At 67.2% G+C, this 22742-nt stretch carries 24 protein-coding genes, 1 tRNA gene and 1 pseudogene; 11 read left to right on the forward strand and 15 right to left on the reverse strand.

Annotated features, from left to right (window positions below; translation table 11 throughout):
* Nucleotides 1-3: 3 nt before the first annotated feature.
* Nucleotides 4-753, reverse strand: a complete 750-nt coding sequence (locus ACYQR9_RS16415) for an ABC transporter ATP-binding protein (RefSeq protein WP_461227377.1) — start codon at nucleotides 751-753, stop codon at nucleotides 4-6.
* A gap of 843 nt (nucleotides 754-1596) precedes the next feature.
* Complete coding sequence (locus tag ACYQR9_RS16420; protein ID WP_461227378.1) at nucleotides 1597-2937, reverse strand: LLM class flavin-dependent oxidoreductase; 1341 nt, start codon at nucleotides 2935-2937, stop codon at nucleotides 1597-1599.
* A 343-nt stretch (nucleotides 2938-3280) separates the two neighbouring features.
* Between ACYQR9_RS16420 and ACYQR9_RS16425 the strand changes: the two genes are divergently transcribed.
* The 6 genes from ACYQR9_RS16425 to ACYQR9_RS16450 all read left to right on the forward strand — a co-directional run bounded on the left by ACYQR9_RS16425 (nucleotide 3281) and on the right by ACYQR9_RS16450 (nucleotide 10400).
* Nucleotides 3281-4903, forward strand: coding sequence for an ABC transporter substrate-binding protein (locus tag ACYQR9_RS16425; RefSeq protein WP_056434242.1), 1623 nt, complete (start codon nucleotides 3281-3283; stop codon nucleotides 4901-4903).
* Between the two features lie 5 nt (nucleotides 4904-4908).
* Nucleotides 4909-5841 carry an ABC transporter permease gene (locus ACYQR9_RS16430; protein WP_461227380.1) on the forward strand — a complete coding sequence of 311 codons (933 nt, stop codon included), beginning with the start codon at nucleotides 4909-4911 and terminating at the stop codon, nucleotides 5839-5841.
* Nucleotides 5838-6749 carry an ABC transporter permease gene (locus ACYQR9_RS16435; RefSeq protein ID WP_461227382.1) on the forward strand — a complete coding sequence of 304 codons (912 nt, stop codon included), beginning with the start codon at nucleotides 5838-5840 and terminating at the stop codon, nucleotides 6747-6749. Before ACYQR9_RS16430 ends, ACYQR9_RS16435 begins: the two co-directional genes overlap by 4 nt.
* Nucleotides 6746-8425 carry a dipeptide ABC transporter ATP-binding protein gene (locus ACYQR9_RS16440; RefSeq protein WP_461227384.1) on the forward strand — a complete coding sequence of 560 codons (1680 nt, stop codon included), beginning with the start codon at nucleotides 6746-6748 and terminating at the stop codon, nucleotides 8423-8425. Before ACYQR9_RS16435 ends, ACYQR9_RS16440 begins: the two co-directional genes overlap by 4 nt.
* 313 nt (nucleotides 8426-8738) lie before the next feature.
* Nucleotides 8739-9694, forward strand: a protein-coding gene (locus tag ACYQR9_RS16445; RefSeq protein ID WP_461227386.1) for an IS630 family transposase whose coding sequence is annotated in 2 segments (ribosomal slippage) — nucleotides 8739-9078 and nucleotides 9078-9694 — 957 coding nt in all. Because the reading frame shifts where the segments join, the coding sequence is not laid out codon by codon here.
* Between the two features lie 445 nt (nucleotides 9695-10139).
* Entirely contained in the window at nucleotides 10140-10400 is a 261-nt protein-coding gene (locus ACYQR9_RS16450) for a helix-turn-helix domain-containing protein (RefSeq protein ID WP_461229825.1), read from the forward strand.
* Nucleotides 10401-10603: 203 nt separating this feature from the next.
* Here the strand turns inward: ACYQR9_RS16450 and ACYQR9_RS16455 are convergent.
* From ACYQR9_RS16455 to ACYQR9_RS16510, 12 genes and pseudogenes are all read right to left on the reverse strand, one after another.
* Nucleotides 10604-10693: transfer RNA gene (locus ACYQR9_RS16455), tRNA-Ser, on the reverse strand.
* Between the two features lie 78 nt (nucleotides 10694-10771).
* A complete protein-coding gene (locus ACYQR9_RS16460) occupies nucleotides 10772-10939 on the reverse strand; it encodes a hypothetical protein (protein ID WP_311274527.1) in 168 nt (55 codons plus the stop codon).
* Nucleotides 10940-10973: 34 nt separating this feature from the next.
* Nucleotides 10974-11183: pseudogene (locus tag ACYQR9_RS16465) on the reverse strand (IS3 family transposase); the annotation flags it as partial.
* A 77-nt stretch (nucleotides 11184-11260) separates the two neighbouring features.
* Nucleotides 11261-12667, reverse strand: coding sequence for an amidase (locus tag ACYQR9_RS16470; protein ID WP_461227388.1), 1407 nt, complete (start codon nucleotides 12665-12667; stop codon nucleotides 11261-11263).
* A 114-nt stretch (nucleotides 12668-12781) separates the two neighbouring features.
* Nucleotides 12782-13465 (reverse strand): type 1 glutamine amidotransferase domain-containing protein, encoded by a 684-nt coding sequence (locus tag ACYQR9_RS16475; RefSeq protein ID WP_461227390.1) that lies wholly within the window; start codon nucleotides 13463-13465, stop codon nucleotides 12782-12784.
* Nucleotides 13466-13567: 102 nt separating this feature from the next.
* On the reverse strand, nucleotides 13568-13798 hold the full coding sequence (locus tag ACYQR9_RS16480) for a hypothetical protein (RefSeq protein ID WP_311274529.1): 231 nt from the start codon (nucleotides 13796-13798) through the stop codon (nucleotides 13568-13570).
* Between the two features lie 132 nt (nucleotides 13799-13930).
* A complete protein-coding gene (locus ACYQR9_RS16485; RefSeq protein ID WP_461223505.1) occupies nucleotides 13931-14533 on the reverse strand; it encodes a TetR/AcrR family transcriptional regulator in 603 nt (200 codons plus the stop codon).
* Nucleotides 14534-14723: 190 nt separating this feature from the next.
* Nucleotides 14724-15065, reverse strand: coding sequence for a hypothetical protein (locus ACYQR9_RS16490; RefSeq protein ID WP_461227392.1), 342 nt, complete (start codon nucleotides 15063-15065; stop codon nucleotides 14724-14726).
* Nucleotides 15062-15643 carry a cytochrome b gene (locus tag ACYQR9_RS16495; protein WP_461227394.1) on the reverse strand — a complete coding sequence of 194 codons (582 nt, stop codon included), beginning with the start codon at nucleotides 15641-15643 and terminating at the stop codon, nucleotides 15062-15064. The genes ACYQR9_RS16490 and ACYQR9_RS16495 overlap by 4 nt, the downstream gene beginning before the upstream one ends.
* Nucleotides 15640-16752, reverse strand: a complete 1113-nt coding sequence (locus ACYQR9_RS16500) for a catalase family peroxidase (protein WP_461227396.1) — start codon at nucleotides 16750-16752, stop codon at nucleotides 15640-15642. Before ACYQR9_RS16500 ends, ACYQR9_RS16495 begins: the two co-directional genes overlap by 4 nt.
* Before the next feature lie 9 nt (nucleotides 16753-16761).
* Nucleotides 16762-17553, reverse strand: coding sequence for an anti-sigma factor family protein (locus ACYQR9_RS16505; RefSeq protein WP_461227398.1), 792 nt, complete (start codon nucleotides 17551-17553; stop codon nucleotides 16762-16764).
* Entirely contained in the window at nucleotides 17550-18080 is a 531-nt protein-coding gene (locus tag ACYQR9_RS16510; RefSeq protein ID WP_461227400.1) for a sigma-70 family RNA polymerase sigma factor, read from the reverse strand. Before ACYQR9_RS16510 ends, ACYQR9_RS16505 begins: the two co-directional genes overlap by 4 nt.
* A gap of 281 nt (nucleotides 18081-18361) precedes the next feature.
* Between ACYQR9_RS16510 and ACYQR9_RS16515 the strand changes: the two genes are divergently transcribed.
* Nucleotides 18362-18631: a hypothetical protein gene (locus tag ACYQR9_RS16515; RefSeq protein ID WP_207411264.1), complete on the forward strand. Its 270-nt coding sequence runs from the start codon at nucleotides 18362-18364 to the stop codon at nucleotides 18629-18631.
* Nucleotides 18632-18818: 187 nt separating this feature from the next.
* Here the strand turns inward: ACYQR9_RS16515 and ACYQR9_RS16520 are convergent, their stop codons facing one another.
* Nucleotides 18819-19748: a LysR substrate-binding domain-containing protein gene (locus tag ACYQR9_RS16520; protein WP_461227402.1), complete on the reverse strand. Its 930-nt coding sequence runs from the start codon at nucleotides 19746-19748 to the stop codon at nucleotides 18819-18821.
* A gap of 106 nt (nucleotides 19749-19854) precedes the next feature.
* On the opposite strand from ACYQR9_RS16520, the gene ACYQR9_RS16525 reads away from it, so the two are divergent.
* The 4 genes from ACYQR9_RS16525 (at nucleotide 19855) to ACYQR9_RS16540 (ending at nucleotide 22738) form a co-directional block, all read left to right on the forward strand.
* Nucleotides 19855-20613, forward strand: coding sequence for an SDR family oxidoreductase (locus ACYQR9_RS16525; RefSeq protein WP_461227404.1), 759 nt, complete (start codon nucleotides 19855-19857; stop codon nucleotides 20611-20613).
* Nucleotides 20614-20650: 37 nt separating this feature from the next.
* Nucleotides 20651-21253, forward strand: coding sequence for an NADPH-dependent F420 reductase (locus ACYQR9_RS16530; RefSeq protein ID WP_056452594.1), 603 nt, complete (start codon nucleotides 20651-20653; stop codon nucleotides 21251-21253).
* Between the two features lie 103 nt (nucleotides 21254-21356).
* Nucleotides 21357-22193 carry an alpha/beta fold hydrolase gene (locus ACYQR9_RS16535; RefSeq protein WP_461227406.1) on the forward strand — a complete coding sequence of 279 codons (837 nt, stop codon included), beginning with the start codon at nucleotides 21357-21359 and terminating at the stop codon, nucleotides 22191-22193.
* 149 nt (nucleotides 22194-22342) lie between these two features.
* Nucleotides 22343-22738 (forward strand): limonene-1,2-epoxide hydrolase family protein, encoded by a 396-nt coding sequence (locus tag ACYQR9_RS16540; protein WP_461227408.1) that lies wholly within the window; start codon nucleotides 22343-22345, stop codon nucleotides 22736-22738.
* Nucleotides 22739-22742: the final 4 nt, after the last annotated feature.

A 22742-nucleotide genomic window follows, 5' to 3' on the forward strand; every position in this document is an offset into this window, starting at 1 on the left:
GGTTCACGCCGCTTCGCGGTCGACGGGGAGGGGTGATGCGCCGAGCCGCGACCTCAGCTCGACCTCGGATCGGACGGGGAAATCCGCGACGATCACGGCGGGAGTGCCTGCAAGAACGAGGGCACGTTCGGCCAGAGCTGCGACGTCGGCCGGATCGTGGGTCACGATCACGAGCGTTAGGCCACGCTCGCTCGCAAGGCGCTTCACGTCCGCGCGCAGGGCGGTCCGCATCTCCGGATCGAGGGCGGAGAACGGCTCGTCGAGGAGGAGGAGGCGCGGCCGGCTCGCGAGCGCCCGCGCCAGGGCCACGCGCTGCTGCTGGCCGCCCGAGAGCTCATGTGGCTTGGCATCGACCCTGTCGGCCAGGCCGACTTCTCCGAGGATGCGCAGTGCGTCCGCGCGGTCGCCGCCGGCGCTTCCCAGGGGTCGGCCGGACAGGCGGGCCGGCAGCAGCACGTTGTTGAGGACGCTCGCCCAGGGCAGCAAGGCGGGCCGCTGGAACATCATTGTGGCCCCCGGGACGGGGCCCTTCACGCGCGCACCGTTGATCGTCAGGTCACCGGAGGATGGCGGGACAAGGCCGGCGGCGATCTGCAGCAGCGTCGACTTCCCGACGCCGGACCGCCCGACGATGCCGATCCGTTCACCGGGGGCGATCCTCAGCGAGATCCCATTGAGGATCGGTCGGCCGCCGCGCCGGAAACCAACGGCATCGAAGACGAATTGTGGCGATGGCGCAAGATTTTCAGGCACAGGGAATGGTACGCCGAACCGAGAGTTTTCCATCGAGCCAAGACCATCAAGTCTCGTCTCTAGAACATGAAGGCCTCGGCGAGCTAAGTCGATAGATTAATATAATAAAAATCAAGGCATAAGTAGAATGCGACTTCCTGATTTTCGGATTAACGAAGAAAAACCTCTCCCTATTGGCTGCATGATACCCAGCGCCCCTACGAGTGAAGCCTTTCCCAGCTGGAGACGCGATCGGGTTTCATTCGGCACCGGTGCGAGGTCGACCGTGACCGATATCGTCAGAGTTCGCGTGGGCCGCGCTTCATCGAGTTGGATGCGCTCCGGAAGGCCCACGAACTCGACGATCTGGCCTCGACGGCGGTCGAATCGAATTCTGCGACAACCGCGGCCGTGAAGCAGACGATGCACTTCCAAAGGAAAAGCCACTTGGGTCCTTGTGTGAAGATGCTGGCGCTATGGTAGGCCTACAAGGACGAGCCCAAGGCGAAATCGCTCCTGGGAACATCGCATGTCTGAAGCCAGGTTCTTCGTCGATCTACCGCGACCGTATCGTCGGCGCCTTCGCAGTCAACAGCACGGCCCGCCACGCGAGTACCGCGTCGGCACGGCCTGAGGCAGGCATGCGATACCGACCCGCCGCGACCGCATGCGCCTCGGCGCCTTCCCATATCCCGGCGGCCTGACGATCTCGGTAGCCTGAGGAGGATCGAACTTCGAGGTCACGGTCTGTTCCGTTCAGCTTGAAAGTCAGCAGGCTAACGAAAGCCTCCTCTTGCCGAGGTTCTGACCTCGATCGTGCCGTAAGCCCCCGCCGGTAGCGAGTTGGGGGATAGATCGCTGGGTTCAGGCCGTAACTCGAACCTCCGGGCTATCCGCGAAACGGCTCGGCGGCCGGGCGAGACCGAGATGGTCCCGCAGAGTGGTTCCCGAATAGGCGGTGCGGAACAGGCCGCGCTTCTGGAGGATCGGCACAACGGCGTCCACGAAGGTCTCCAGACCGTCGGGCAGCACGTCGGGCATCAGGTTGAAGCCGTCCGCCGCTCCGGCCCGGAACCACGCCTCGATGTCGTCGGCCACGGCCTCCGGCGTGCCTACGATGATGCGGTGGCCGACACCGCCTCCGAGGGCCCGCAGCAATTCACGCACCGTGAGGTTGTCGCGACGGGCGAGCGCCACGGTTCCGAGGAACATGGTGTGGTTGGCATTGGCGGGCAGTGGCAGCGCGTCCGGCAGCGGCTTGTCGAGGGCGAGGCGCTCCGGTGCGATCTGGAGCGTGCCAGCGAGACGCGCCAGACTGTACTCGATCGGAACCAGGTTCCACAGATCGTCCTGACGCTGGCGCGCCTCCGCCTCGGTACTGCCGAGAATAGTGGCCAGCCCCGGCAGAATGACGATGGACTCGGGCGAGCGTCCGAAGGTTGCGGCGCGCGCCCGCAGGTCCCGCGCATAGGACACTCCATCCGGGATGGTCTGCGACAGGGTGAAGACCGCCTCGGCGGTGGCCGCCGCCAGATCACGTCCATCCTGCGAGCCGCCGGCCTGAACCGTCACCGGGCGGCCCTGGGGTGAGCGCGGTACGTTGAGGGGCCCGTCGACGGAGAAGTGAGTGCCCCGGTGGCGGATGGCATGCACCTTCCCCGGGTCGACGAAGCGGCCGCTGGCTTTGTCGCCGATGAGGGCATCGTCCTCCCAGCTGTCCCACAGGGCGTGAGCGACCTCGACGAATTCCCGGGCGCGCGCGTAGCGCGTCCCGTGCTCGACGGCGGCGGTCAGCCCGAAGTTCCGGCTCGCGGCGGCATCGGCCGTGGTGACCACGTTCCAACCGACCCGTCCGCCGCTCGCGTGGTCCAGTGATGCGAAGCGGCGGGCGAGGTTGTAGGGCTCGTTATAGCTGGTCGAGGCCGTCGCGATCAGCCCGATCCGCGCCGTGGCCGCGGCGATGCTGGCCAGCACGATGGTGGGCTCCAGGGCATTGAACGGGCGGTAATCGAGGCGGTCCGAGATCGAGGGGGTGTCGGCGAGGAAGATCGCGTCGAACAAGCCCCGCTCGGCGACCTGGGCGACCCGGACGTAATGGGCGATGTCGACGAAGGCGTCGGGCTGACTGCCGGGCAAGCGCCAGGCCGACGGGTACACGCCCGAATGCAGCAGGTTCACGTTGAGATGCAGCTGGCGTGGAGACATCGGGAAGGTGATCCGTCGATCGCGGGGTGGGACGTGTCGGGGCGAGCGTGGCGCGGTGCGGTCATGTCCGGGAGACGATCCGGTTCTTCGCGCCAATGCGAGTCGAAGTTTTCGTCTCCGCAACGCCGGCTCGGCGCTGGTAAGTTTCCAAATAGCGCGATGCTGTCGGTTGCCTGGTATTTCCCAGTTGATTTTGGCTTCTACGTCGCACTAGATCACGCCAGCAACAACTAAACCGATCAAGATCAGAGATGAAGTCAAAAAATTCCCTCAGCATCAATTAGGGAATGTTTTGCTCGCGTTGAGTCTGGTCGTAGACAAAGCATATCCCGAGCTGAGATTGATGAAAAAATTCGTTTCCTTGCTTGCGCTGGCCACGATCTCCGCGACCGGGCTCGCTCCTCTGTCACCCGTCGATGCTGCGGAACCGCAGCCTCGGCCCGGCGGCACCCTCACCTGGGGCGTGACGACGGAGCCGTCCTGCTTCGATCCGCATCGCTCGTCGCAGCAGGCCGCCTTCTTCGTGGCGCGCAACTACATCGACTCGCTGGTCGGCAAGAGGGCGGACGGGACCTTCGCGCCCTGGCTCGCCACGGAATGGACGATATCGCCGGACGGAAAGGTCTATACCTTCACCTTGCGCGAGGACGTCATCTTCCATGACGGTGAGGTGTTCGATGCGGCGGCGGTGAAAGCGAATTTCGACTTCGTGAAGAACCCCGCCAACGCAGCGAACGCCGTCGCGCTGCTCGAATATTTCAGCTCGGCCGAGGTGATCTCACCGCACGTGGTCAGGCTCACGCTCTCGAAGCCGGATTCGACGTTTCTTGAATCGGTTTCCAACGTCAAACTCGGCCTGATCTCGCCCAAGTCCCTGGCCAAGGGCGATCTCTGCGGCGGCGGTCCGTCCCTCGCCGGCACCGGCCCGTTCGTCTTCGAGCGCTACGTGCGCGGCCAGTCGGCGAGCTTCGTGCGTAATGAGCGCTACGCCTGGCCCCCCGGCTACGCGGCCCGTCGGGGACCGGCCCATCTCGACGGGTTCAGCTTCCGGTTCCTGCCCGAATACGCCGTGCGCACCGGCGCCCTCACGTCGGGGCAGGTAGACGTCATCGAGGGCGTTCAGGCCACCGACGTGTCCCTGTTCGCGGACGATCCGCAGTACCGGCTCCTCATCGGCCCGTCGGGTGCCAGCACGTCCTTCACCCTCAACATCAACTACACCCGGGCGCCGGCCGACGACATCCGGGTTCGACGCGCCCTACGCGACGGGTTCGATCCCGAGCCGATCGTGCGTCAGGTCTATCTCAGCCACGTGAAGCGGGCCTGGTCGATCATCGGGCCGGCCAACCCGGCCTACAACAAGGCTCTGGTGGGGGCCTGGGGCAACGACATCGCGGGCGCGAACCGGCTGCTCGACGAGGCCGGGTGGACGCAGCGCGACGCGCAGGGGTTCCGCACCCGGGAGGGCCGGCGCCTCACCCTCGATGTCGGGTATCCGCAACCCTACGTGCGCGACAACCGGGAGATCCTCATCCAGGGCATCCAGGCGGCCTTGCGCAAGAACATCGGGTTGGACCTCAACCTGCGCATCGTCACGGCGGGCGAGTACGCCAAGGGCAACGCCACCGGCACTTGGTCGATCTATCCCAACACCGACAACCCCGCCGACCCGGCCCGCGAATTATGGGACATGCTCGGCTCGAAGGGCTTCCTCTACACGAAGGTGCCCAATCCCGACCCGGAGATCACCGGCCTGATCGATCAGGCCCTCCAGGCGACGGACCCGGTCGCCAAGCGCGCGCTCACGGACCGCATCCAGGTCCTGGGCGTCGAGAAGGCGTTCATCGTCCCCCTGTTCGCGCCGAGCTGGTTCCTGGCTGCGAAGACGGCCGTGCGCGGGCTGGGCTTCGAGGCGGGGCTCGACTCGCCGTCGAACGCCTACGACGTCTGGCTCGCAAAGGAGTAGCCCCCATGGGTTCGCGCGCCCTCTGGTCCCGCGTCGTCGCACGCCTGGGCACGAGCATCATCGTCGCCTGGGCCAGCGTCACGGCGGCCTTCCTCGCCCTCCATGCGCTCCCGGGCCGGATCGAGGACATCCTGGCAGGCGACATCGATACCCCGGGGCTGCGCGAGGCCATCGCCGCCGAATGGGGGCTCGATCAGAGCCTGCTCGCGCAATATTGGGCCTTCCTATCCCGCATCGCCGGCGGCGACCTCGGCACTTCCTACGTCCTGCGCCAGCCCGTACGCGAGATCGTTGGCTCGCAACTCTGGCCCACGGTTCAACTCGCACTGACGGCAGGCATGCTGGCGGTGGCGCTCGCCGTGGCGGTGGCGCTTCTCACCGCCGGGCGGGGCCGGCTGTCCCGGAAGGTCGCCTCCGCCATTGAACTCGTCCTGGCCTCCACCCCGGTCTTCTGGATCGGCATCCTGCTGCTGATGCTGTTCTCCTTCACCTTGCGGTGGTTTCCGGTCTCGGGAGCGAATGGCTGGCAATCCCTGGTCCTACCCGCGATCGCCCTGGCGCTGCCCACCGCCGGCCTTCTGGCGCAGGTGCTCCGGGAGGCCATCGAGAAGGCCCTCGACCAGCCCTTCGTCACCACGATCCGCGCCCGTGGGGTCGGCGAACTCACGATCCGGACCCGCCACCTCCTGCGTCATGCCTCACTGCCGGCCGTCACCCTCGGCGGCTGGCTGATCGGTGGGCTGCTGGGCGGCGCGGTCATCACCGAAAAGGTGTTCGGCCGGCCGGGACTCGGCAGCGTCACCCTTGGCGCGGTGCTGACCCATGACGTTCCGGTGGTGCTCGCGGTCGTGCTCCTCGCCGCCTTCATTCACGTTGCGGCCTCGACGCTCCTCGACATCCTGTACCTACTGATCGACCCGAGATTGAGGACCGCATGACTGCTTCCGCTCGCATCGCTCCTCCCTCTGGCTTGCTCCACGAGCCCGGCGCGCCCGCGCGGGCCGGACATGATCCCGCCAGCGTCGCGTTGAACCGGCACCGCGCCTATCCGCTTCCCGTCCTGGGCTCTGCCCTGTTCCTCGCCGCCCTTTTCGCTGTAGCGGCGGCGCCCGGCCTCTTCACGGCCCACGACCCGCTGGTTGGCGATGTCCTGGAGGGTCTGAAGGCGCCGGACTGGGTCCATCCCTTCGGCACCGACCGGCTCGGCCGGGATGTCCTCGCCCGCACCTTGTACGGGGCCCGCTACTCCCTGCTGATCGGCCTCGGCGGCATGACGGTCTCGGTGCTGGCGGGCGTCTTCCTCGGGATCCTGGCCGGCCAGCGCAACCGCTTTCTGGATGAGGTGACCTCGCGCCTCTTCGACGTGCTCTCGTCGTTTCCCGGCGTTCTCCTCGCCATGTTGGTCGTCACCTTCCTCGGCCAGGGCATGCTCAACATCGCCCTCGCGGTGGGCATCGCGGGCATTCCGAAGTTCGGCCGCATCGTGCGCGCCCAGACCCAACTGGTCCGCGATGCCGATTACGTGACGCAGGCCGCCATCTACGGGCTCGGCCGGCGCCAGATCTTCCTCCGACACGTGCTGCCGAACGTTCTGGTGGCGGTCCCGGTGATCGCCACCGTGTATATCGGCAGTACCATCCTGACCGTGTCGGGCCTTAGCTTCCTCGGCCTCGGCCCACAGCCGCCGACCCCCGAATGGGGCGTCATGCTGGCCGAGAGCCGCGATGTTCTGCGCGTCGCCTGGTGGCCGGCGGTGTTTCCGGGCGCCGCCATCACCCTGACGGTCATCGCCTTCAGCACCGTCGGGGTCTTCCTACAAAAGCGCTTTGAGGGACGCATCGCATGAGGGGCGCGGCTGAGGCCTCAGCCACCGGCGCGCTTCCGCCGCTGGTCGACATCCGCAACCTGTCCATTGGCTTCGGTGGGCCGCCCATCGTCCAGGGGGTCGATCTCGTCGTCCGGGCCGGAGAGTGCGTCGCGCTCGTCGGCGAGTCCGGGTCCGGCAAGAGCTTGACGGCGCGCAGCCTCCTGAACCTCGCTGGCGCGGGCGCAACGGTGGAGGCCCACCGCTTCCGCCTCCAGGGTCGCGATGCGAAAGCCTTCGGGGCCGCCGACTGGCGCCGCCTGCGCGGCACAGTGACGGGCCTCGTGATGCAGGACGCCCTGGTCTCGCTCGATCCGCTGCGCACCATCGGGCAGGAGGTGGCGGAGGTCCTGTCCGAGCATCGCCTCCTGGCGGGACGGAAAGCCATCGGCGCGCGCGTCCTCGACGTCCTGGCCCGGGTGGGAATTCCGGACCCGGAGCACCGCGCCCGCCAATATGCTCACCAGCTCTCCGGGGGGCTGCGCCAGCGCGCCCTCATCGCCTCGGCCATCGCGGGCGAACCCGACCTGATCATCGCCGACGAGCCGACCACCTCTCTCGACGTGACGGTACAGGCGCAGGTTCTGCAGGTGCTCGCGGGGCGGGTGCGGGCGGGTGCGGGGCTCCTGCTCATCAGCCACGATCTCGCGGTGGTTGCCGGGATCGCGGACCGGGTACTGGTCATGCGGCACGGCCGGGTGGTCGATAGCGGGCCAACGGCGGAGGTCCTAACGCGGCCGCGCCACCCCTATACCAAGGGTCTGATCGCGGCGATTCCTTCCTCCGCCTCGCGGGGTCGCCGGCTCACCGGGGCGGCTCAGGCAATTCACCGGGATGGTGGCGATCCGAGACCCGCTCCCCGCCAGGAGGTCGTCCTGGAGGTGCGCGGGATCGCAAAGCATTACGCGGGGGCCGCGGGCTATGGCCGCCCGGCCTTCGCCACGAAGGCCCTCGACGATGTGAGCTTCGTGGTACGAGCTGGCGAGGTCGTGGGCCTCGTGGGTGAATCCGGCTCGGGAAAGTCGACCTGCGCCAAAATCGTCCTCGGTTTGCTGGCGCCGGATCGTGGCAGCGTCCGCCTCCTTGGGCAGCCCTGGAGCGGCATCCCGGAAACGCAGCGGCGCGGCCTTCGCCCGCGCCTGCAATACGTCCCGCAGGACGCTCTGAGCAGCTTCGACCCGCGGTACCGCGTTTCCGACATCATCGGGGAGAACCTCGCAAGTCATGCACGCGCGGACAGGGCCGCGCGCGTGGTCGAACTTCTCGAGCAGGTCGGCCTGGCCGCCGACATTGCAGCGCGCAACCCGTCCTCCTTATCGGGAGGTCAACGCCAGCGCGTCTCGATAGCCAGGGCGCTGGCAGCCGAGCCGGCCCTCATCGTCTGCGACGAGCCGGTCTCGGCCCTCGACATCGGCATCCAGGCCCAGGTACTCGATTTACTCGCGGATCTGCGGGCGCGCCTCGGAACGGCGCTCCTATTTATCTCACACGACCTTGGGGTCATTCAGCATCTCGCGGACCGCGTACTCGTCTTCCACCACGGGAAGCTGGTGGAACAGGGTCCTGTGGGCGAGATCCTGACACATCCGACAGATGCCTACACGAAAGCGCTTCTAGCCTCTCAGCCACGCCTCGAACTGGACCAAGCTTTAGCCTGAGCCGGGCTTTCGCAAGCAGGTTCCTGACAGTCGGGGCTCTGCGCAGGCTCATGGTCTCTACGAACGACCGCTTCTGGGAATTGTGTAGGGTTGCTCGTACGGCGCAGTTGGGTCGGCTGAGGAATGTCCGCTTCGAGGCGGGCTGCCAGGATCCTGTTGCCCCCTACCTGCAGCGGACTTGCTGGGTCCCATGGGGATGCAGACTTGATCAGTCGATGGCGCTAGAGCGGTGTCCGATCGGCTTGAATCGACCGGGGTTTCGGGGGCGGCGCAGATGTGATTCGATGCGCGGCTTTCCGAGGAGGAGAGCCGGATGCCCTCAGCCCTGTCAGTCGATCTGCGTGAACGGGTCGTGATGGCGATCGAGGCAGGAGCCTCGCGCCGGGAAGCCGCCAGACGGTTCGAGGTTAGTCCGGCTAGCGCCGTGCGCTGGCACGAGGCCTTCATGCGGGAAGGACGCACATGGGCCAAGCCGATGGGCGGCGATCAGCGCTCGCACGCCATCGAGGCCCAGGCTGGCCTGATCCGGCGGACCTATGAGGCCAAACCGGAACTGTTCCTGCGGGAGCTACGCACCCATCTGGCCGAACGCGGCCTGCGGGTCGGGGTCAGCAGCCTGTCCCGCTTCTTCAAGCGCCACGGCATCACGCGTAAAAAAACACCGGCCACGCCGCAGAGCAGGATCGAGAGGACGTGAAGGCCGCGCGCCTGGCCTGGTTCGAGGGCCAGCTCGACCTCGATCCAGACCGGCTCGTGTTCCTGGACGAGACCGCAACCAACACGAAAATGACGCGTCGCTACGGATGGGCGCTGCGTGGCAAGCGCTGCCGGGTGGCCGTGCCGTTCGGTCACTGGAAAACCATCACGGTCACAGCGGGACTGCGGGCCAGCGGCCTGACGGCGACCGCGCTCTTCGACGGCCCCATGACCGGGGTCCGCTTCCGCCGCTATGTCGATGAGACCCTGGCGCCGACTCTGAAGCAGGGTGACACAGTCGTGCTCGACAACCTGCCCGCCCACAAAGTCAGCGGCATCCGCGAACGCATCGAGGCGGCCGGTGCCCGCCTGCTCTACCTGCCGGCCTACTCGCCCGACTTCAATCCGATCGAACTGGCCTTTGCCAAGCTCAAGGCCTGTTTGCGAGCCCAGGGCGCCCGCACGGTTGTGGAACTCTGCGACACCATCAAGCAGGCCTTCAGGCGCTTCACACCGAATGAGTGCCGCAACTACCTCGTGGCCGCAGGCTACGATGCTTTCGATCCAACCTGATCGGATGCCGCTCTAGGTAGGCGTCCAGTACGAACGGGGCGGCGGCCGTCAGGATCGCCTGTGTCGCGGCGCCCATGACCACCGGGAGGTCCGGTGAGGTGAGCAGCCCGACATGGTCACGGTGGCCGTGTGAGAGGATGAGGGCCTTCAGATCACCGCCGCCGGCCATGCCATCCACGGATGGGTAGCAAGACACATCATCCGGTTCGCCATCTAGCGGAAGACCGAGGTCGAGGAGGATGCGCGCGCCATCGTGGGCCAATTCCACACAGGTACCGCCGATCTCACGCGCCCCGCGGTGGATACGAACCTGCATCGAATGGACGAGCCCCATACGCCGCACCGATTGCGCAACGGGGATAACCTTCTCGTCTCAGGTTCTCGCAGCAATTGTATCGCAGATATTCGATGGTTTCCCCGGGTGCAAGCTGTTCGCGTCCGCGTCATGGACGGACGAGCCCGCGTGGCGTGGCATCTGCGGCGATTGCGGGTTGAACGGGGGCTGTCTCAAGAGGCGCTCGCCGTTGATGCTGGCGTGGACCGTGGGTACGTAAGCGGCATTGAGCGTCGTAGCTTCAACCCCACCGTGGACATTTTAGATCGCCTCGCGTCCGCTCTGTCGGTCGATGTCTCGGAGCTTTTTGCGTTGCCTGCCGACAGCGAACAACCTCCGTCGCCATTGAGACCCGGGCGCCGCCGAGGCTGAACGGCCAAAGCACCGGGGAGGGGTGTATCCCGCTACTGAACCGATCCTCAGCACGTACAAATCTTATGAAGCGAGTGTCCGACTGCCGGTGAGAACGACCGCTCACGTCCGCAGATGTCCGCCAGCGTCGTTAGGGCCGAAAATAGGGCCGACAGTGGCTCGTCATAAAAACATATGCAACAACAATGACTTACGCGCATTACTGGCGGAAGGGGTGGGATTCGAACCCACGGTGGAGTTGCCCCCACGGCGGTTTTCAAGACCGCTGCCTTAAACCACTCGGCCACCCTTCCAAGCCGTTGCAAAAAGCTAGATAATTTGCCTTTGCCGACGCTTGATTCTACGTCCGTCGCTGCCGGATTTATACCCAATCATCCGGCCGCCTTGTCTATGGCGGCGCGCATGGCAGCGTCAACCTTCGCGGCGGCATCCTCCTGCATTCCGGGCATCACGCGGGAGTACAGATCGAGGGTGATGCCGATGCTGGAATGGCCGAGGCGCTCCTGCGCGATCTTGGGGAGGATGCCGCTCGTCGACATCTGCGTCGCGTGGCTGTGCTGCAGGTCGTGGAAGCGGATGCGAGGGCAGGGCGGTCGGCAGGGCCTCGGGGCTGCCGCTCCGGTGGGCCTCGTACCGGCGGTAGAAGGTGGCACGCGAGATACCGGGTTTCTCCAGGGTGGCCCGTACCGGCAGGTGAGACGGCTCGACCAGCCGGATGATCGCCAGCTTCCTGGGGACCGGATACCTCGTGCCTCGTTTCCCCCAGCCCCGCCCATGCCCTTTTCGAGCAGGCATTTCCGCCGTTCGACCTCCGGTCATGGCCGGGGACCCCGAAGCGCTCTCCGGCAGGTTCCCGCCCCTCAGAGGCTCGGGTGCAGGCCGCGGACTGTGCTGACGCTCTCCAGTACCGCGGCGGCGTGCAGGATCGTGGTCTCTGCCTGCCAGCGCCCCACCAACTGCACGTTGATGGGCAGACCCTCCCGGCTGGTCCCGAAGCGCATCGACAGCCCGGGCAAGCCCGTCACGTTCAGGGGCACCGTCGCGCCCTGCAGGTAGGTCAGGTCAACCGTCTCGCCGTTCACGACGAGTTCGGTGATGCCGTGTTCGTGCGCCGGCACCGGCAGCACCGGGGTGAGAAGGACGTCGTAATCTCGGAAGTAGGTCGCATAGCCGTCCCGGAGACGCTCCGCCGCCTGCTCGGCCTCGATGTAGTCCTCCATCGAGGTGTCGGGCAGCGACAGCATGGTCTTGGCCATCGTGTACATCTGGTCCTCGTGCCCGGCAGTCGCCTCCCGGAAGGCCGGCTTCATCTCCATGACGTGGAGCTTGTTGAACACGTCGAGGGCGAAGTCGCGCTCCAGTGCCGGGATGTGGACCTCCTCGACGAGGTGCCCCTCGCCGTTGAGCGCCTCGGCCGCCGCCTTGACGGTCGCCACCACCTCCGTGTCGATGGGACCGAAGCCCGGCCCGACCATCCAGCCGACGCGAAGCTTGCGGTCCGGCGCGGCGCCGATACCGGCGTCGAACGGGACGGCGCCGGTCGCGAAGGCGTCCAGTCCATCGGGGCCGGCCAGTTGCGAGAAGGCGAGCGCGAGGTCGCGGATGCTGCGCGCCATCGGGCCGACATGCCAGAAGCGGCGGGGCGCCCGTGGCCAGATGCCGGTCATCGGCACGCGCCCATGGGTCCCCTTCAGCGAGACGATGCCGGTCTGCGCCGCCGGTCCGCGTACCGAGATGGCGAGGTCGGTGCCGAGGCCCAGCGGCGACATGCCCGCCGCGATGGCCGCCGACTCGCCGCCGCTCGATCCGCCCGGTGTACGGGTGAGATCCCAAGGATTGTTCGAGCGGCCGGAGAGCAGGTTGTCGCTCTCGATCCAGTAGGAGAACTCCGGCAGGTTGGTCTTGGCGAGCAGGATGCCGCCGGCCTTCTTCATGCGGGCGACGCTGGTCGCGTCGGTGTCGGGGGTGCGGCCCTTGAAGATGGGTGAGCCGCGCTGGGTCATCACGCCGGCGGTGTCGATGGAATCCTTGACGGTGAACGGCACGCCGTGCAGGGGGCCGAGTTCCCTGCCAGCCATGACCGCTGCCTCGGCCTCCTTCGCGACGGACAGCGCATTCTCCGCGATGGTGACGATCGCGTTGATCTTGGAATCGACCGCCGCGATGCGGTCGAGATGGGCCTGCACCACCTCGACAGGCGAGACCTGCCGGGTGCGGATCAGCTCGGCGAGACGGGTCGCGTCCGAGAAGAGGATGTCGGTGGCCATGGGATGAGATCCTTCGAGACCGCCGGTGCGGCCGGATCGCGCTGGCTCGGCCAAGCGACGATCATGGTTCGAGCGGGTGGTCGGGTGCGGGCGCCACCTCGGGCGCCCGCATCCTCAGCGGTTCGCCAGGTGGGCGACGAGGCGCTCGGCGGCAGGGCCGGAGGAGGCCGGGTTCTGGCCGGTGACGAGCAGGCCGTCCGTGACGACGAAGGGTCCCCAATCGGCTCCCTTGGCGTAGAGGCCTCCGTTCCGCTTGAGCTCGTCCTCGACCAGGAATGGAACCACCTGGGTGAGACCGACGGCCTCCTCCTCGGTGTTCGTGAAGCCGGTGACGTTCCGGCCTTCGACGAGGGGCTTCCCGCCTTCCGCCTTGGCATGGCGCAGGACGCCGGGGGCGTGACAGACCAGGGCTACGGGCTTGCCGGCGCCGAGCGTCGTTTCGATGAGCCTGATCGAGGCCGGGTCCTCTGCGAGGTCCCAGAGGGGCCCGTGACCGCCGGGATAGAAGACGGCGTCGAAGCCCTCGTGGCCGACGGCGTCGAGCCTGCCCGTTTCGGCGAGCACCGCCATGGCCGCCGCGTCGGCTTCGAAGCGGCGCGTCGTGTCGGTCTGAAAGCTCAGCTCGGCGCTCTTCGGATCGAGCGGTGGGCGGCCGCCCTCGGGCGACACCAGGACCACCTCCGCACCCGCATCCTTGAACACGTAGTAGGGGGCCGCGAGCTCCTCCAGCCAGAAGCCGGTCTTCCGGCCGGTATCGCCGAGGCGGTCGTGCGAGGTCAGCACCATGAGGATCTTCATCGTTGTTCTCCGGATCTTTCGCTTGGGGTGAGCAGGACGTCTTGGGTTATCGGGACTTTCGCCGGGTCCGCACGGTGGCGGCTCGGGGAAGGTGGACCGGCGCTATCGCGCCTTTGCGGTGCGTCCCGTGGCCGGATCTCGCACCGGCGCCGCTTGGGAGGGGCGGAGCTCCGGGTTCGCGCCACGGACCTCCTCGAACCGCGCCATGCGGACGGCGCCGATCGTCTCGAGGGTGATCCGTTCCTGCGCAGTTGCTTCCGGCATGGTCAGGAACGCCATCAGCCCGGCAAAGGGGAGGGTCGCAGCGACAGATGTCTTCGTGTGGTGGGGCATGGGTTTTCTCCGTCTGGGTTCTGTTCGCCGGCCGGCCAGAGGAAGGTGATCGTCTGCCGGTAAAAAATAGACCGGTCGTCTCATTTTTGGGCCTGTAAAAGGTGGTTCTCGGCAACGTCGGAATGAGGTGGGTCAATGCGAGCTGAGGCCGAGGATGCGCCGGGTCGTCCCCATGGCAGCCTCGAACGGTGCGTCGGTCCGGACGATCTTGGCCATCAGGCTCGCGCCCAGCCAGACGTGGTAGAGCATCTCGGCGATCGTCCGCGGCTCGCCCTCGACTGTGAGCGAGCCCTCCGCCACGCCCGCCGCGATCGCTCCCGACAGGCGTTCGATGATCCCGGCGGTCCCGCTCTTGAGGGCAAGGCGCATGGCCTCGGACAGGTCCGAGACCTCCGCCGCGAGCTTCACCGCGAGGCACTTGCGCTGGTCGTCGATGCTTCCCTGCGTTGCCTGCCATTTCCGCCAGTAGTTCATCAGTCGCTCGGCATGGCTCAAGCCGGGCTCAGCGAGGGTTGTGTCGAGATCGGCAAGGTAGCTTTCGAAGTAATCCGCCAGAAGAGCCTCGCCGAATGCCTCCTTCGAGCCGAAATAGTGGTAGAATGACCCCTTGGGCACGCCGGCCGTGGCCAGGATCTCATTGAGACCGACCCCTGAGAAACCCTTCGCGCCCACGAGGCCGTAGGCGGTATCGAGGATGCCCTGTCGGGTGTCGGTATGTGCGGTGACGCGTGCCATGACCCTTAACTAGTCTGAATTAGACCGGTCGTCTAGAGGGGTGCGCTCCATTTTTTGCTGGAAGCACTTTTATGTGCCGCCGGGCCAACGAACCGATCCTGCCGCGGTTCTCATGGGCCGGACCGGCCTGCGCGGCACCAAGGCCGAGAACCTCGACCGTGGGAAGGCCGAGCAATCGCCGCAGCCAGGCTCAGCCCGAGACCGGCGTGCGCAGCGGCGAGTAAGTCGCGCGGTAGCTGCGCGGGCCGATCACGGGAAGCAGGAGGTTTCCGGCCCAGCCCGGCATCCGCGCGGTGCGGGACAGGCGATCGGTCATGGCCTGGACACGGGCCGCGCGGGGCCGGCGCAGCGCTTCGTAGGGTGGACCGACCGTGCCCCAGTCCGTTCTCTCCGCCAGCAGAGCGCTCAGCGTGAGCGCGTCGCCCAGGCCGAGTTGGCCGAGAGCCTGGACTGCGTTGCCCGGCAGGTTGATGGCGAGGCCCGCGATGCCGCCGCCGGCGATGAGCACCCTGCCTGTTGCGCGATCGTTCACCGTGTTTCGCCTTCCAGCCTGCCTCGATGGTATCGGGGCCGGGCCTGCGTCGGGCGCGCGACCATGCTGGAGAAGACGCCATCCCGGCGGATCAAACCGTGCATCAGGGCCGCGCCGAGATGAGCGAGGACGAGACCGAACAGGGTGTAGGCCAGGAGTGTGTGAAGCGGACGGAGCCACGCATAGAGGCTTGGATCCCGCGGCAGGATCGGCGGCAGGACGAGGGAGCCGACGAGCCCGATCGGATAGCCGGCCGCCGACAGCATCGCCCAGCCGACCAGCGGCAGAGCGAGCATCAGCCCATAGAGCAAGACGTGCGAGACATGAGCCGCCCGCCGCTGCCAGCCCGGAAGGTCCGACGGCAGGCCGGGCGGAGGATGGCGCCAGCGGTTGAGCAGGCGCAGCAGCGCGAGGACCAGGATGCCGATCCCGAGTGGGCGGTGCAGCGCGACCAGGGTGTGGTAATGCGCCAGCGAGGTCACCATCGCCACGCCGATGAACAGCATGGCGAGGATCAGGGCCGCCATGGTCCAGTGCAGCAGCCGGGCCGGCAGGTTGAAGCGCGCGGTGCGGCTCACAATCCGGCTCCCGATGCTGGCGTGTTCTGGACAGCGCTCGGCGTTTTCGGTTCGCCGGCGCGGCGCGTGAAGGATTGCGAATAGGCCGCCGAACGGGCGCTGAGCAGCGGATCGTCCGATCCCACGATGCCTGCGGGCAGGACGAGAGGGTCGAAATTGAGGTCGCGGCAATTGCCATCCGCTTCCGGCTGCGTGTCCGCGACGATTACGGTCCCGACGTCCAGGCTCTGCCGCTCGACCGGCCAGGGAAGCGTCGCATCCGCCGTGGGGTCGCCGGGCTGCCCCAGGGTGACGACGAGATGCCACCGCACGGGCGCCCGGCGGACGGCGGACACGAAGTCGTCGAACAGAACGTTCTTGTCCGCGCGAGCCCTCTGGGCCGGGTTCTCCGCCGTCGCGGCCTGTTCCGGCACGAACGCCCAGCGCACCGGCGTCCGGGTCCCGTCCGCGGCGATGAACCGGAAGGCGTTCAGGCTCCGGAAGGTGTCGTCGGCAAAGCCTGAGGTGATGGTTCGCGCCTTGATCAGGGAAGCCGCTTTCGCGCTCTCGGGATGCGCGGCGAAGAACGCCTTGAGCGCCTCCGGATCGGGCTTGCCCGTGGCCGGATCGGGCTTGGCGGCGAGAAGCTGCGCGTAGAACCCCTCCGGGCTGCGGACCGGGAAGACCGGGATGTCGTTGTTGCCGGTGCGCCATTCCTCACCGTCGGGGAGGTGGAAACGCAGCGCGAGGCTGCGCACCGTCGTGGCCGCGTCCGCCGCATAGGGCTGGCCGCCCGCCAGCGCGATGCGGCCGGTGACGGGCGTGACCTGTCCCGCAGTGAAGAGCGACGCCGTCGACAAACGCGCGCCCCGGCCGCTGCTCTCGAAGCGCCCGGCGAGGCAGAGCCCTTTGGCGTGGTTGCGCCGAAAGCCCGGATGGGGGCCATTCACCTGCTCGAAGCGGTCGACGATCCGCGCCTGGGTCAGGTCCCCCGGAGAGAGCCAGCCGCCCGCATAGGCGAAGGCCCCCGTCGTGCCGGCGACGAGCGCCCCGATGGCGGCGAGGCGGAGACCAGCGGCACGCGGGCTCAAGGCCGGATCGGCCCCGGTGAGGTCGTTCAGGAGGGACATGTCGGGCCTTCAGATGGCTTTCGCGGTGGCGCGGCGGATCTCGTTGGCGAGCGGGTGCAGGATCGTGGGGTCGGCCGCACCCACGAGGCTGTAGCCGAGCCCGTCCTGGGCCCAGGCGTAGCCGTTCGACGTCTCCGTCGTGTGGGCGCGCATCGGCGCGTCGCCGGGTACGCTCATGGGCCGCATCAACATGACGAAGCGCGCGCCGTGCCCATCGTCGTACATCAGCAGCCCGGCGGGCCCCTGCTGCGTGGCGACGAGACGCCCGCCCATGAGGCGGTAGCCGGAGCCGCTCAGGTCCGGCACGGCGACCGGCCGCTTCATCCGGGCGGAAAACCAGCCGGCGAGTTCGTCGCGGTCGGCAGCGGCGAGCTCGACGGGGCGGGTGTGGTCGGGCGCATAGACCGCGTAGTTCACGCTCGCGGACTGGGCCAGCGCCTCGATGCCGGTGGGCACGGGCGAGACCACCTCGCGCAGGCCCCAGCCAACGGCGCCTCCGACGAGGAGCAGCAGCCCCGCCGCCATCGCCTGCCAGATCGGAGAAGCCTGCCAGATCGGATGTGCCGGCCGGCGGCGCGCCTCGACGATCCGCGCCAGGTTCAGCCGGGCCGGAACCGGTTCGGCGGCGATGGGCGCGAAGGCGGCCCGCATGTCCTCACGCAGGGCGACCATGCGCTCGACCCGGATCCGCGCCTCGGGATGAGAGTCGAGATAGGCCTCGACCTCACGCTTCCGCGCCGTATCGAGCCGCTCGTCCACGAGGCCCTGGAGATCGTCGTCACCGATCGGACGCATGCTCATTTCACCCTCCGCAGGAGCGGGCGCTTGGCGGGGACGGAGGCTTCGGTGCCGTCCATCGATTGGATCATCCGGTCCCGGGCCCGGGACAGGCGGGACATCACGGTCCCGGTCGGAATCGCGAGGATGTCGGCGGTCTCGGCGTAAGACAGGCCCTCCACCGTCACCAGCAGGAGCACGCTGCGCTGCTCTTCCGGCAGCGTATCGAGCGCCGTCATCAGGTCCCGGTGGCGCAGGCCGCTCTCCTGTGTCGGCGCCACCGCGAGGCTCGCCTCCGCCGTGTCCTCGATCGGCATGTGGGCGCCGCGGCGCGCGCGCTGGCGCATCTGCGTCACGGCGAGATTGTGGAGGATGGCGAAGAGCCAGGTCCGCGCGTCGCCGTCGGCCTGGCGCTGGTGCCAGCGGGTGACGGCCCGCTCGAGGCAATCCTGCACCAGATCGTCGGCATCCGTCGGATTGCGCAGGAGGGCGTGCGCGTAGCGGCGCAGGGCCGGGATCAGCGGCTCGATGAGGCGCATCATGTCCATCATCTCCTGTCTCCTGGCATGGGCGGGGCTCCCGTCGGCACGCTGGCCGGACCGAACCTATTTCGGATCCGGCGACAGGGGCATGGACGCCGCAAAATCCTGTTTATTCCACGTCTGCACAAAAAACTTCGCACTCGGTATCGAGTATTCGTTCACGGGATATGGTCCCGAGCATAGCGTTGGAATTTTTCGATAGGGTCATGGAATAAGCAGCCGAAGACGTCGTCTGTCCGGCATCACTGCTCGACGAGATCGGATCGAGCAGGAATTACCGGAGACCTGACATGACGATGATCAAGACCTTTTCGGCCGTCGTTTTCGCGTCCGCCTGCACGCTCGCCGCCCTGACCGGGGCCTCTGAGGCCCGGCCCGCCCCGCATCGGATGGAGAGCCCGACGATCACCGGCTCGATCCCGGCGCCGGCGCAATCCGCGTATTGGCTCGGCGGGCCGGACACCGACAGCGGAAACGCCAAGAACCCGGCTCTGCCGGGCTATGCCCAGGCCCGTGGCCAGGAGACGGGCGGCCCGGCCCGCGAGCTGATCCCGAACTAGAGCGCTCACCGCCGAAGTGGATGCCGGTTCGGCGAAGAAGAGCGCGGCAAAACAAAGGCCTAGAGCTGCACCCGACCCAACGTGGTCGGGCGCAGCTCTAGAGCCATGCAGGACATCGGCGCCAGAACATCGGCGCCAGGACATCTGCCTTAGTACAGGACACCGGCCTGGTGCAGGACCCACGAGCCTAGAGAGAGTGCCCCGCGAAGCGCTCGGCGAGACGCCGATTCCTGAACGCTTCGGTGACCCAGTCGACGAATGCGCGGGTCTTGGCAGGCAGCAGGGTTCGGCTGGCATAATAGAGCGAGATCGCTCCCGCATCGGCATACCAACCCGGCAGCAGCTGGATCAGGCGGCCAGCCTCCAATGCCGGCAGGACGTCGGGCACCGCCAGCATGGTGACGCCCAGCCCGAGAAGAGCCGCTTCCTGCATCGCCGCCGGGTCGTTGACGACCATGGTTGCAGACAGGTGCGCTGGCATGTCCTCGCCTGCGGGATTGCGCATGGTCCATTGCTGGAGGCGGCCGGTCCGGAGCGAACGCTGGACGATGCCTTGGAGCGGTTGAAGCCCGGTCGGATCGTCGGGACGTGGGCGGCCTTCCATGTAGGCCGGCGAGGCGACCGCGATGACGTGCGCGGGGGCCAGAGCATGAGCGATGAGACCGGGCGCCAGGTCGAACCCGGCACCAATCGCGGCGTCGTAGCCCTCCGTGACGAGATCGACCCGACGGTTCTCGAAATGCCATTCCGGGCGGATCAGAGGATAGCGTTCGAGGAACGGCGGCAAGAGCGGCAGGATGTGCATCGTGCCGAATGTCAGGGCCATGCTGACTTTCAGGGTACCGGCCGGTTCGCCGCCAGCGGTGGCGATCCCGGCGATGGCCGCCTGGATGCCTTCCAGATTGTCCGCGACCGCGAGGCGGAAGGTTTCACCCGCTTCCGTCAGACTCAGCTTCCGCGTCGAACGATGAAACAGCCGCACACCGAGGTTCCGCTCCAACGTGGCGACGTTCCGGCTGACGGCGGCCGGAGTCAGCGACAAGCGCCGGGCGGCCTCGGAGAAGCTGCCATGCTCCGCGCTGCGGATGAAGGATTCCAGGTTCGCCAGGGTTTCCACGATGCCACCTTCAAGGGATGATTGAAGGTGTAGCAACCCAATCCCGGCTAAACCAAGCGCAATACCTCGGCCATATTCGCTCCACCAAGAGGACAGGAGCAGCATCATGGGTCAGGACCCGCAACCGCTCGCCGGCAAGGTAGCCCTTGTCACCGGCGGATCGCGTGGCATCGGCGCCGCCATCGTTCGTCGCCTCGCGCGTGACGGCGCCGATCTGGCCTTCAGCTATTCCGCATCGCGGGAACGGGCCGACCGGATCGTCGCCGAATTGACGGCATCGGGACGCCGCGCCATCGCCGTCAGGGCCGACCAGGCTGACGCATCCGAGGTCGCCGGCCTGGTCCGCCAGACGCATGCCACGTTCGGTCGGCTCGACATCCTGGTCAATTCGGCCGGCGTCTTCGTCACCGGCATGGTGGACGATCCGGAAGCCGACCGTGCCGCGTTCGATCGGCAACTCGATATCAACGTGAAGGGCGTCGCCGCCGCGGTCCGTGCTGCCGTTCCGCTGATGACGCATGGGGGACGCATCGTCTCGATCGGCACGACAGGGGCCGTGCATGTCCCCTTCGCGGGTGCGGCGGACTACGTCGCCACGAAGGCGGCCGTGGCGGCTTACACGCGGGGCTGGGCACGGGATCTCGGTCCCCGCGACATCACCGTCAACCTCGTCCAGCCGGGTGCGATCGACACCGAGATGAACCCCGAGGACGGCCCCTTCGCCACGACACTGAAGGGCCTCGCGGCCCTCGGCCGCTACGGCCGTCCGGAGGATATCGCCGGAGCGGTCGCGTTCCTCGTCGGTCCCGACGCCGGGTACGTCACGGGCGCCACACTGAATGTCGACGGTGGCCAATCCGCCTGACGCCTCCTCTCGACCTCCCTCGCAAGGACACCTCTCCATGCCCTCCATCGGCATCATCGGCGCGGGCCAGATCGGCCGTGCCATTGCCAGCGCCCTCGCTCGGCACGGGATTCCGGCGATCCTCGCGAACAGTCGCGGTCCAGACAGCCTCGCCGAGGCCATTGCTTCGTTAGGCCCGACGATCACGCCCGGCACGCGCGAGGACGCCGCCGCCCGGGACATGATCATCGTCGCGGTCAATTGGTCGAAGCTGCCGGCTGCACTGGGCGGCCTGCCGGATTTCGGCGGCCGGATCGTGGTGGACGCCAACAATCCGATCGAGGCACCGTCGTTCGAGCCGGTGGATCTCGGGGGCGTTTCGTCCTCCGAGATCGTCGCCACCCTCGTCCCCGGCGCCCGGGTGGTGAAGGCGTTCAACCATCTCCGGCCACCGCTCCTGGCAGGCGATCCGGCCAGCGAAGGCGGTCGGCGCGTCCTCTTCTATTCAGGCGACGATGCCGAGGCGAAAGCGACGGTTCGTACGCTCATCGACCGGCTCGGCTTCTTCGGCATCGACCTCGGTTCTCTCGCGGATGGCGGCCGTCTTGCACAGTTCCCAGGGGGGCCATTGCCGGCCCTCAACCTAGTCAGGTTCGCTTGATGACGCTGCGGCCAAGCACAATAGCCTTGTCACACCCCTGAAACGACCCCCGCTCTACGCTCCATCGATCCGTACTGCTTCGGCAAACAGCAGGAACACGACCATGCCCTACGTCTCTACATCCGACGGCGTCGACATCTTCTTCAAGGATTGGGGGCCAAGAGATGCGCCAGCCATCGTCTTCCACCATGGCTGGCCGCTCTCCTCCGACGATTGGGACACGCAGATGCCCTTCTTCCTTGCGAAGGGTTTCCGGGTGGTCGCACATGACAGGCGCGGTCACGGTCGCTCGGCGCAGGTCTCGGATGGGCACACGATGGACGCTTACGCCGCGGATGCGGCCGCCGTCGTCCGGCACCTCGACCTGCGCGACGCCGTCCATGTCGGCCATTCCACCGGGGGCGGTGAGGTCGCCCGCTATGTCGCCCGGCACGGTCAACCGGACGGCCGCGTCGCCAAGGTCGTGCTCGTCAGCGCCGTGACGCCGCTCATGCTCAAGACCGCCGACAATCCGGGCGGTCTGCCGGTCGAGGTCTTCGACGGTTTCCGTCAGGCGCTCGCCGCCAACCGGGCGCAATTCTTCATCGACGTGCCGACAGGGCCCTTCTACGGCTTCAATCGCGATGGCGCGACGGTGCAGCCCGGCGTGATCACGAATTGGTGGCGCCAAGGCATGATGGGCAGTGCCAAGGCACATTACGACGGCATTGCGGCCTTCTCGGAAACCGACCAGCGCGACGACCTGACGTCGATCACCGTCCCGACTCTCGTTCTGCACGGCGAGGACGACCAGATCGTGCCGATCGGGGCGGCGGCGCGGGAATCGATCAAGCTCCTCCGGAACGGGACCCTGAAGACCTATCCCGGCTTCAGCCACGGCATGCTGACCGTCAATGCGGACACGCTCAACGCCGACATTCTCGCCTTCGTGAGGGGGTAGGTTCTCCCCTGCACGAGGGCTGCGGTGACGTGGTCCGCCGACCATGTGGATCGTCCGGCAGCGTCGATCGGCTGCCGGCGCCATGCGCGGTCTCGTTCGAAGTTCAGTCGCCGACCGGCGACGCCGATTGAGGGGAAACGAGGCACGCAATGATCGAAGACACCCCCGAGATCGCCCTGGTGCGTCTGTTCTTCGAACGCATCAACGCAGATCGCTTCGATGACGCGATCGATCTCCTGGCCGAGGACGTCGTCTACCACAACATCCCGCTGCCGGAGATCCGTGGCCGGGAGAACGCACGAAGCTTCCATAAAGCTTTCGGGGTCGGCAGTCGCATTCGTGTCGAGTGGCAGCTCCTGCACATCGCAAACGATGGCGATACGGTTCTGACCGAGAGGCTCGATCTCTTCACCGACCGGAACGGCGGCCGCATCACCCTTCCCACCATGGGCAGCATGCGCGTTGGCAACGGCGCGATCACGGAATGGCGGGATTATTTCGACCTCGCCAGTTTCGAGCGACAGGCCGCTGCGCTGGAAGCCTGACTCG

Source organism: Methylobacterium sp. CM6241, from assembly GCF_054817845.1.

Excerpts from the sequence above, each read along its gene's own strand:
- ACYQR9_RS16420 (WP_461227378.1), bottom strand. The coding sequence starts at position 2,937 with ATGTCTCCACGCCAGCTGCATCTCAACGTGAACCTGCTGCATTCGGGC.
- ACYQR9_RS16425 (WP_056434242.1), top strand. The coding sequence starts at position 3,281 with ATGAAAAAATTCGTTTCCTTGCTTGCGCTGGCCACGATCTCCGCGACC.
- ACYQR9_RS16430 (WP_461227380.1), top strand. The coding sequence starts at position 4,909 with ATGGGTTCGCGCGCCCTCTGGTCCCGCGTCGTCGCACGCCTGGGCACG.
- ACYQR9_RS16435 (WP_461227382.1), top strand. The coding sequence starts at position 5,838 with ATGACTGCTTCCGCTCGCATCGCTCCTCCCTCTGGCTTGCTCCACGAG.
- ACYQR9_RS16440 (WP_461227384.1), top strand. The coding sequence starts at position 6,746 with ATGAGGGGCGCGGCTGAGGCCTCAGCCACCGGCGCGCTTCCGCCGCTG.
- ACYQR9_RS16450 (WP_461229825.1), top strand. The coding sequence starts at position 10,140 with ATGGACGGACGAGCCCGCGTGGCGTGGCATCTGCGGCGATTGCGGGTT.
- ACYQR9_RS16460 (WP_311274527.1), bottom strand. The coding sequence starts at position 10,939 with ATGTCGACGAGCGGCATCCTCCCCAAGATCGCGCAGGAGCGCCTCGGC.
- ACYQR9_RS16470 (WP_461227388.1), bottom strand. The coding sequence starts at position 12,667 with ATGGCCACCGACATCCTCTTCTCGGACGCGACCCGTCTCGCCGAGCTG.
- ACYQR9_RS16475 (WP_461227390.1), bottom strand. The coding sequence starts at position 13,465 with ATGAAGATCCTCATGGTGCTGACCTCGCACGACCGCCTCGGCGATACC.
- ACYQR9_RS16480 (WP_311274529.1), bottom strand. The coding sequence starts at position 13,798 with ATGCCCCACCACACGAAGACATCTGTCGCTGCGACCCTCCCCTTTGCC.
- ACYQR9_RS16485 (WP_461223505.1), bottom strand. The coding sequence starts at position 14,533 with ATGGCACGCGTCACCGCACATACCGACACCCGACAGGGCATCCTCGAT.
- ACYQR9_RS16500 (WP_461227396.1), bottom strand. The coding sequence starts at position 16,752 with ATGTCCCTCCTGAACGACCTCACCGGGGCCGATCCGGCCTTGAGCCCG.
- ACYQR9_RS16505 (WP_461227398.1), bottom strand. The coding sequence starts at position 17,553 with ATGAGCATGCGTCCGATCGGTGACGACGATCTCCAGGGCCTCGTGGAC.
- ACYQR9_RS16510 (WP_461227400.1), bottom strand. The coding sequence starts at position 18,080 with ATGATGGACATGATGCGCCTCATCGAGCCGCTGATCCCGGCCCTGCGC.
- ACYQR9_RS16515 (WP_207411264.1), top strand. The coding sequence starts at position 18,362 with ATGACGATGATCAAGACCTTTTCGGCCGTCGTTTTCGCGTCCGCCTGC.
- ACYQR9_RS16525 (WP_461227404.1), top strand. The coding sequence starts at position 19,855 with ATGGGTCAGGACCCGCAACCGCTCGCCGGCAAGGTAGCCCTTGTCACC.
- ACYQR9_RS16530 (WP_056452594.1), top strand. The coding sequence starts at position 20,651 with ATGCCCTCCATCGGCATCATCGGCGCGGGCCAGATCGGCCGTGCCATT.
- ACYQR9_RS16535 (WP_461227406.1), top strand. The coding sequence starts at position 21,357 with ATGCCCTACGTCTCTACATCCGACGGCGTCGACATCTTCTTCAAGGAT.
- ACYQR9_RS16540 (WP_461227408.1), top strand. The coding sequence starts at position 22,343 with ATGATCGAAGACACCCCCGAGATCGCCCTGGTGCGTCTGTTCTTCGAA.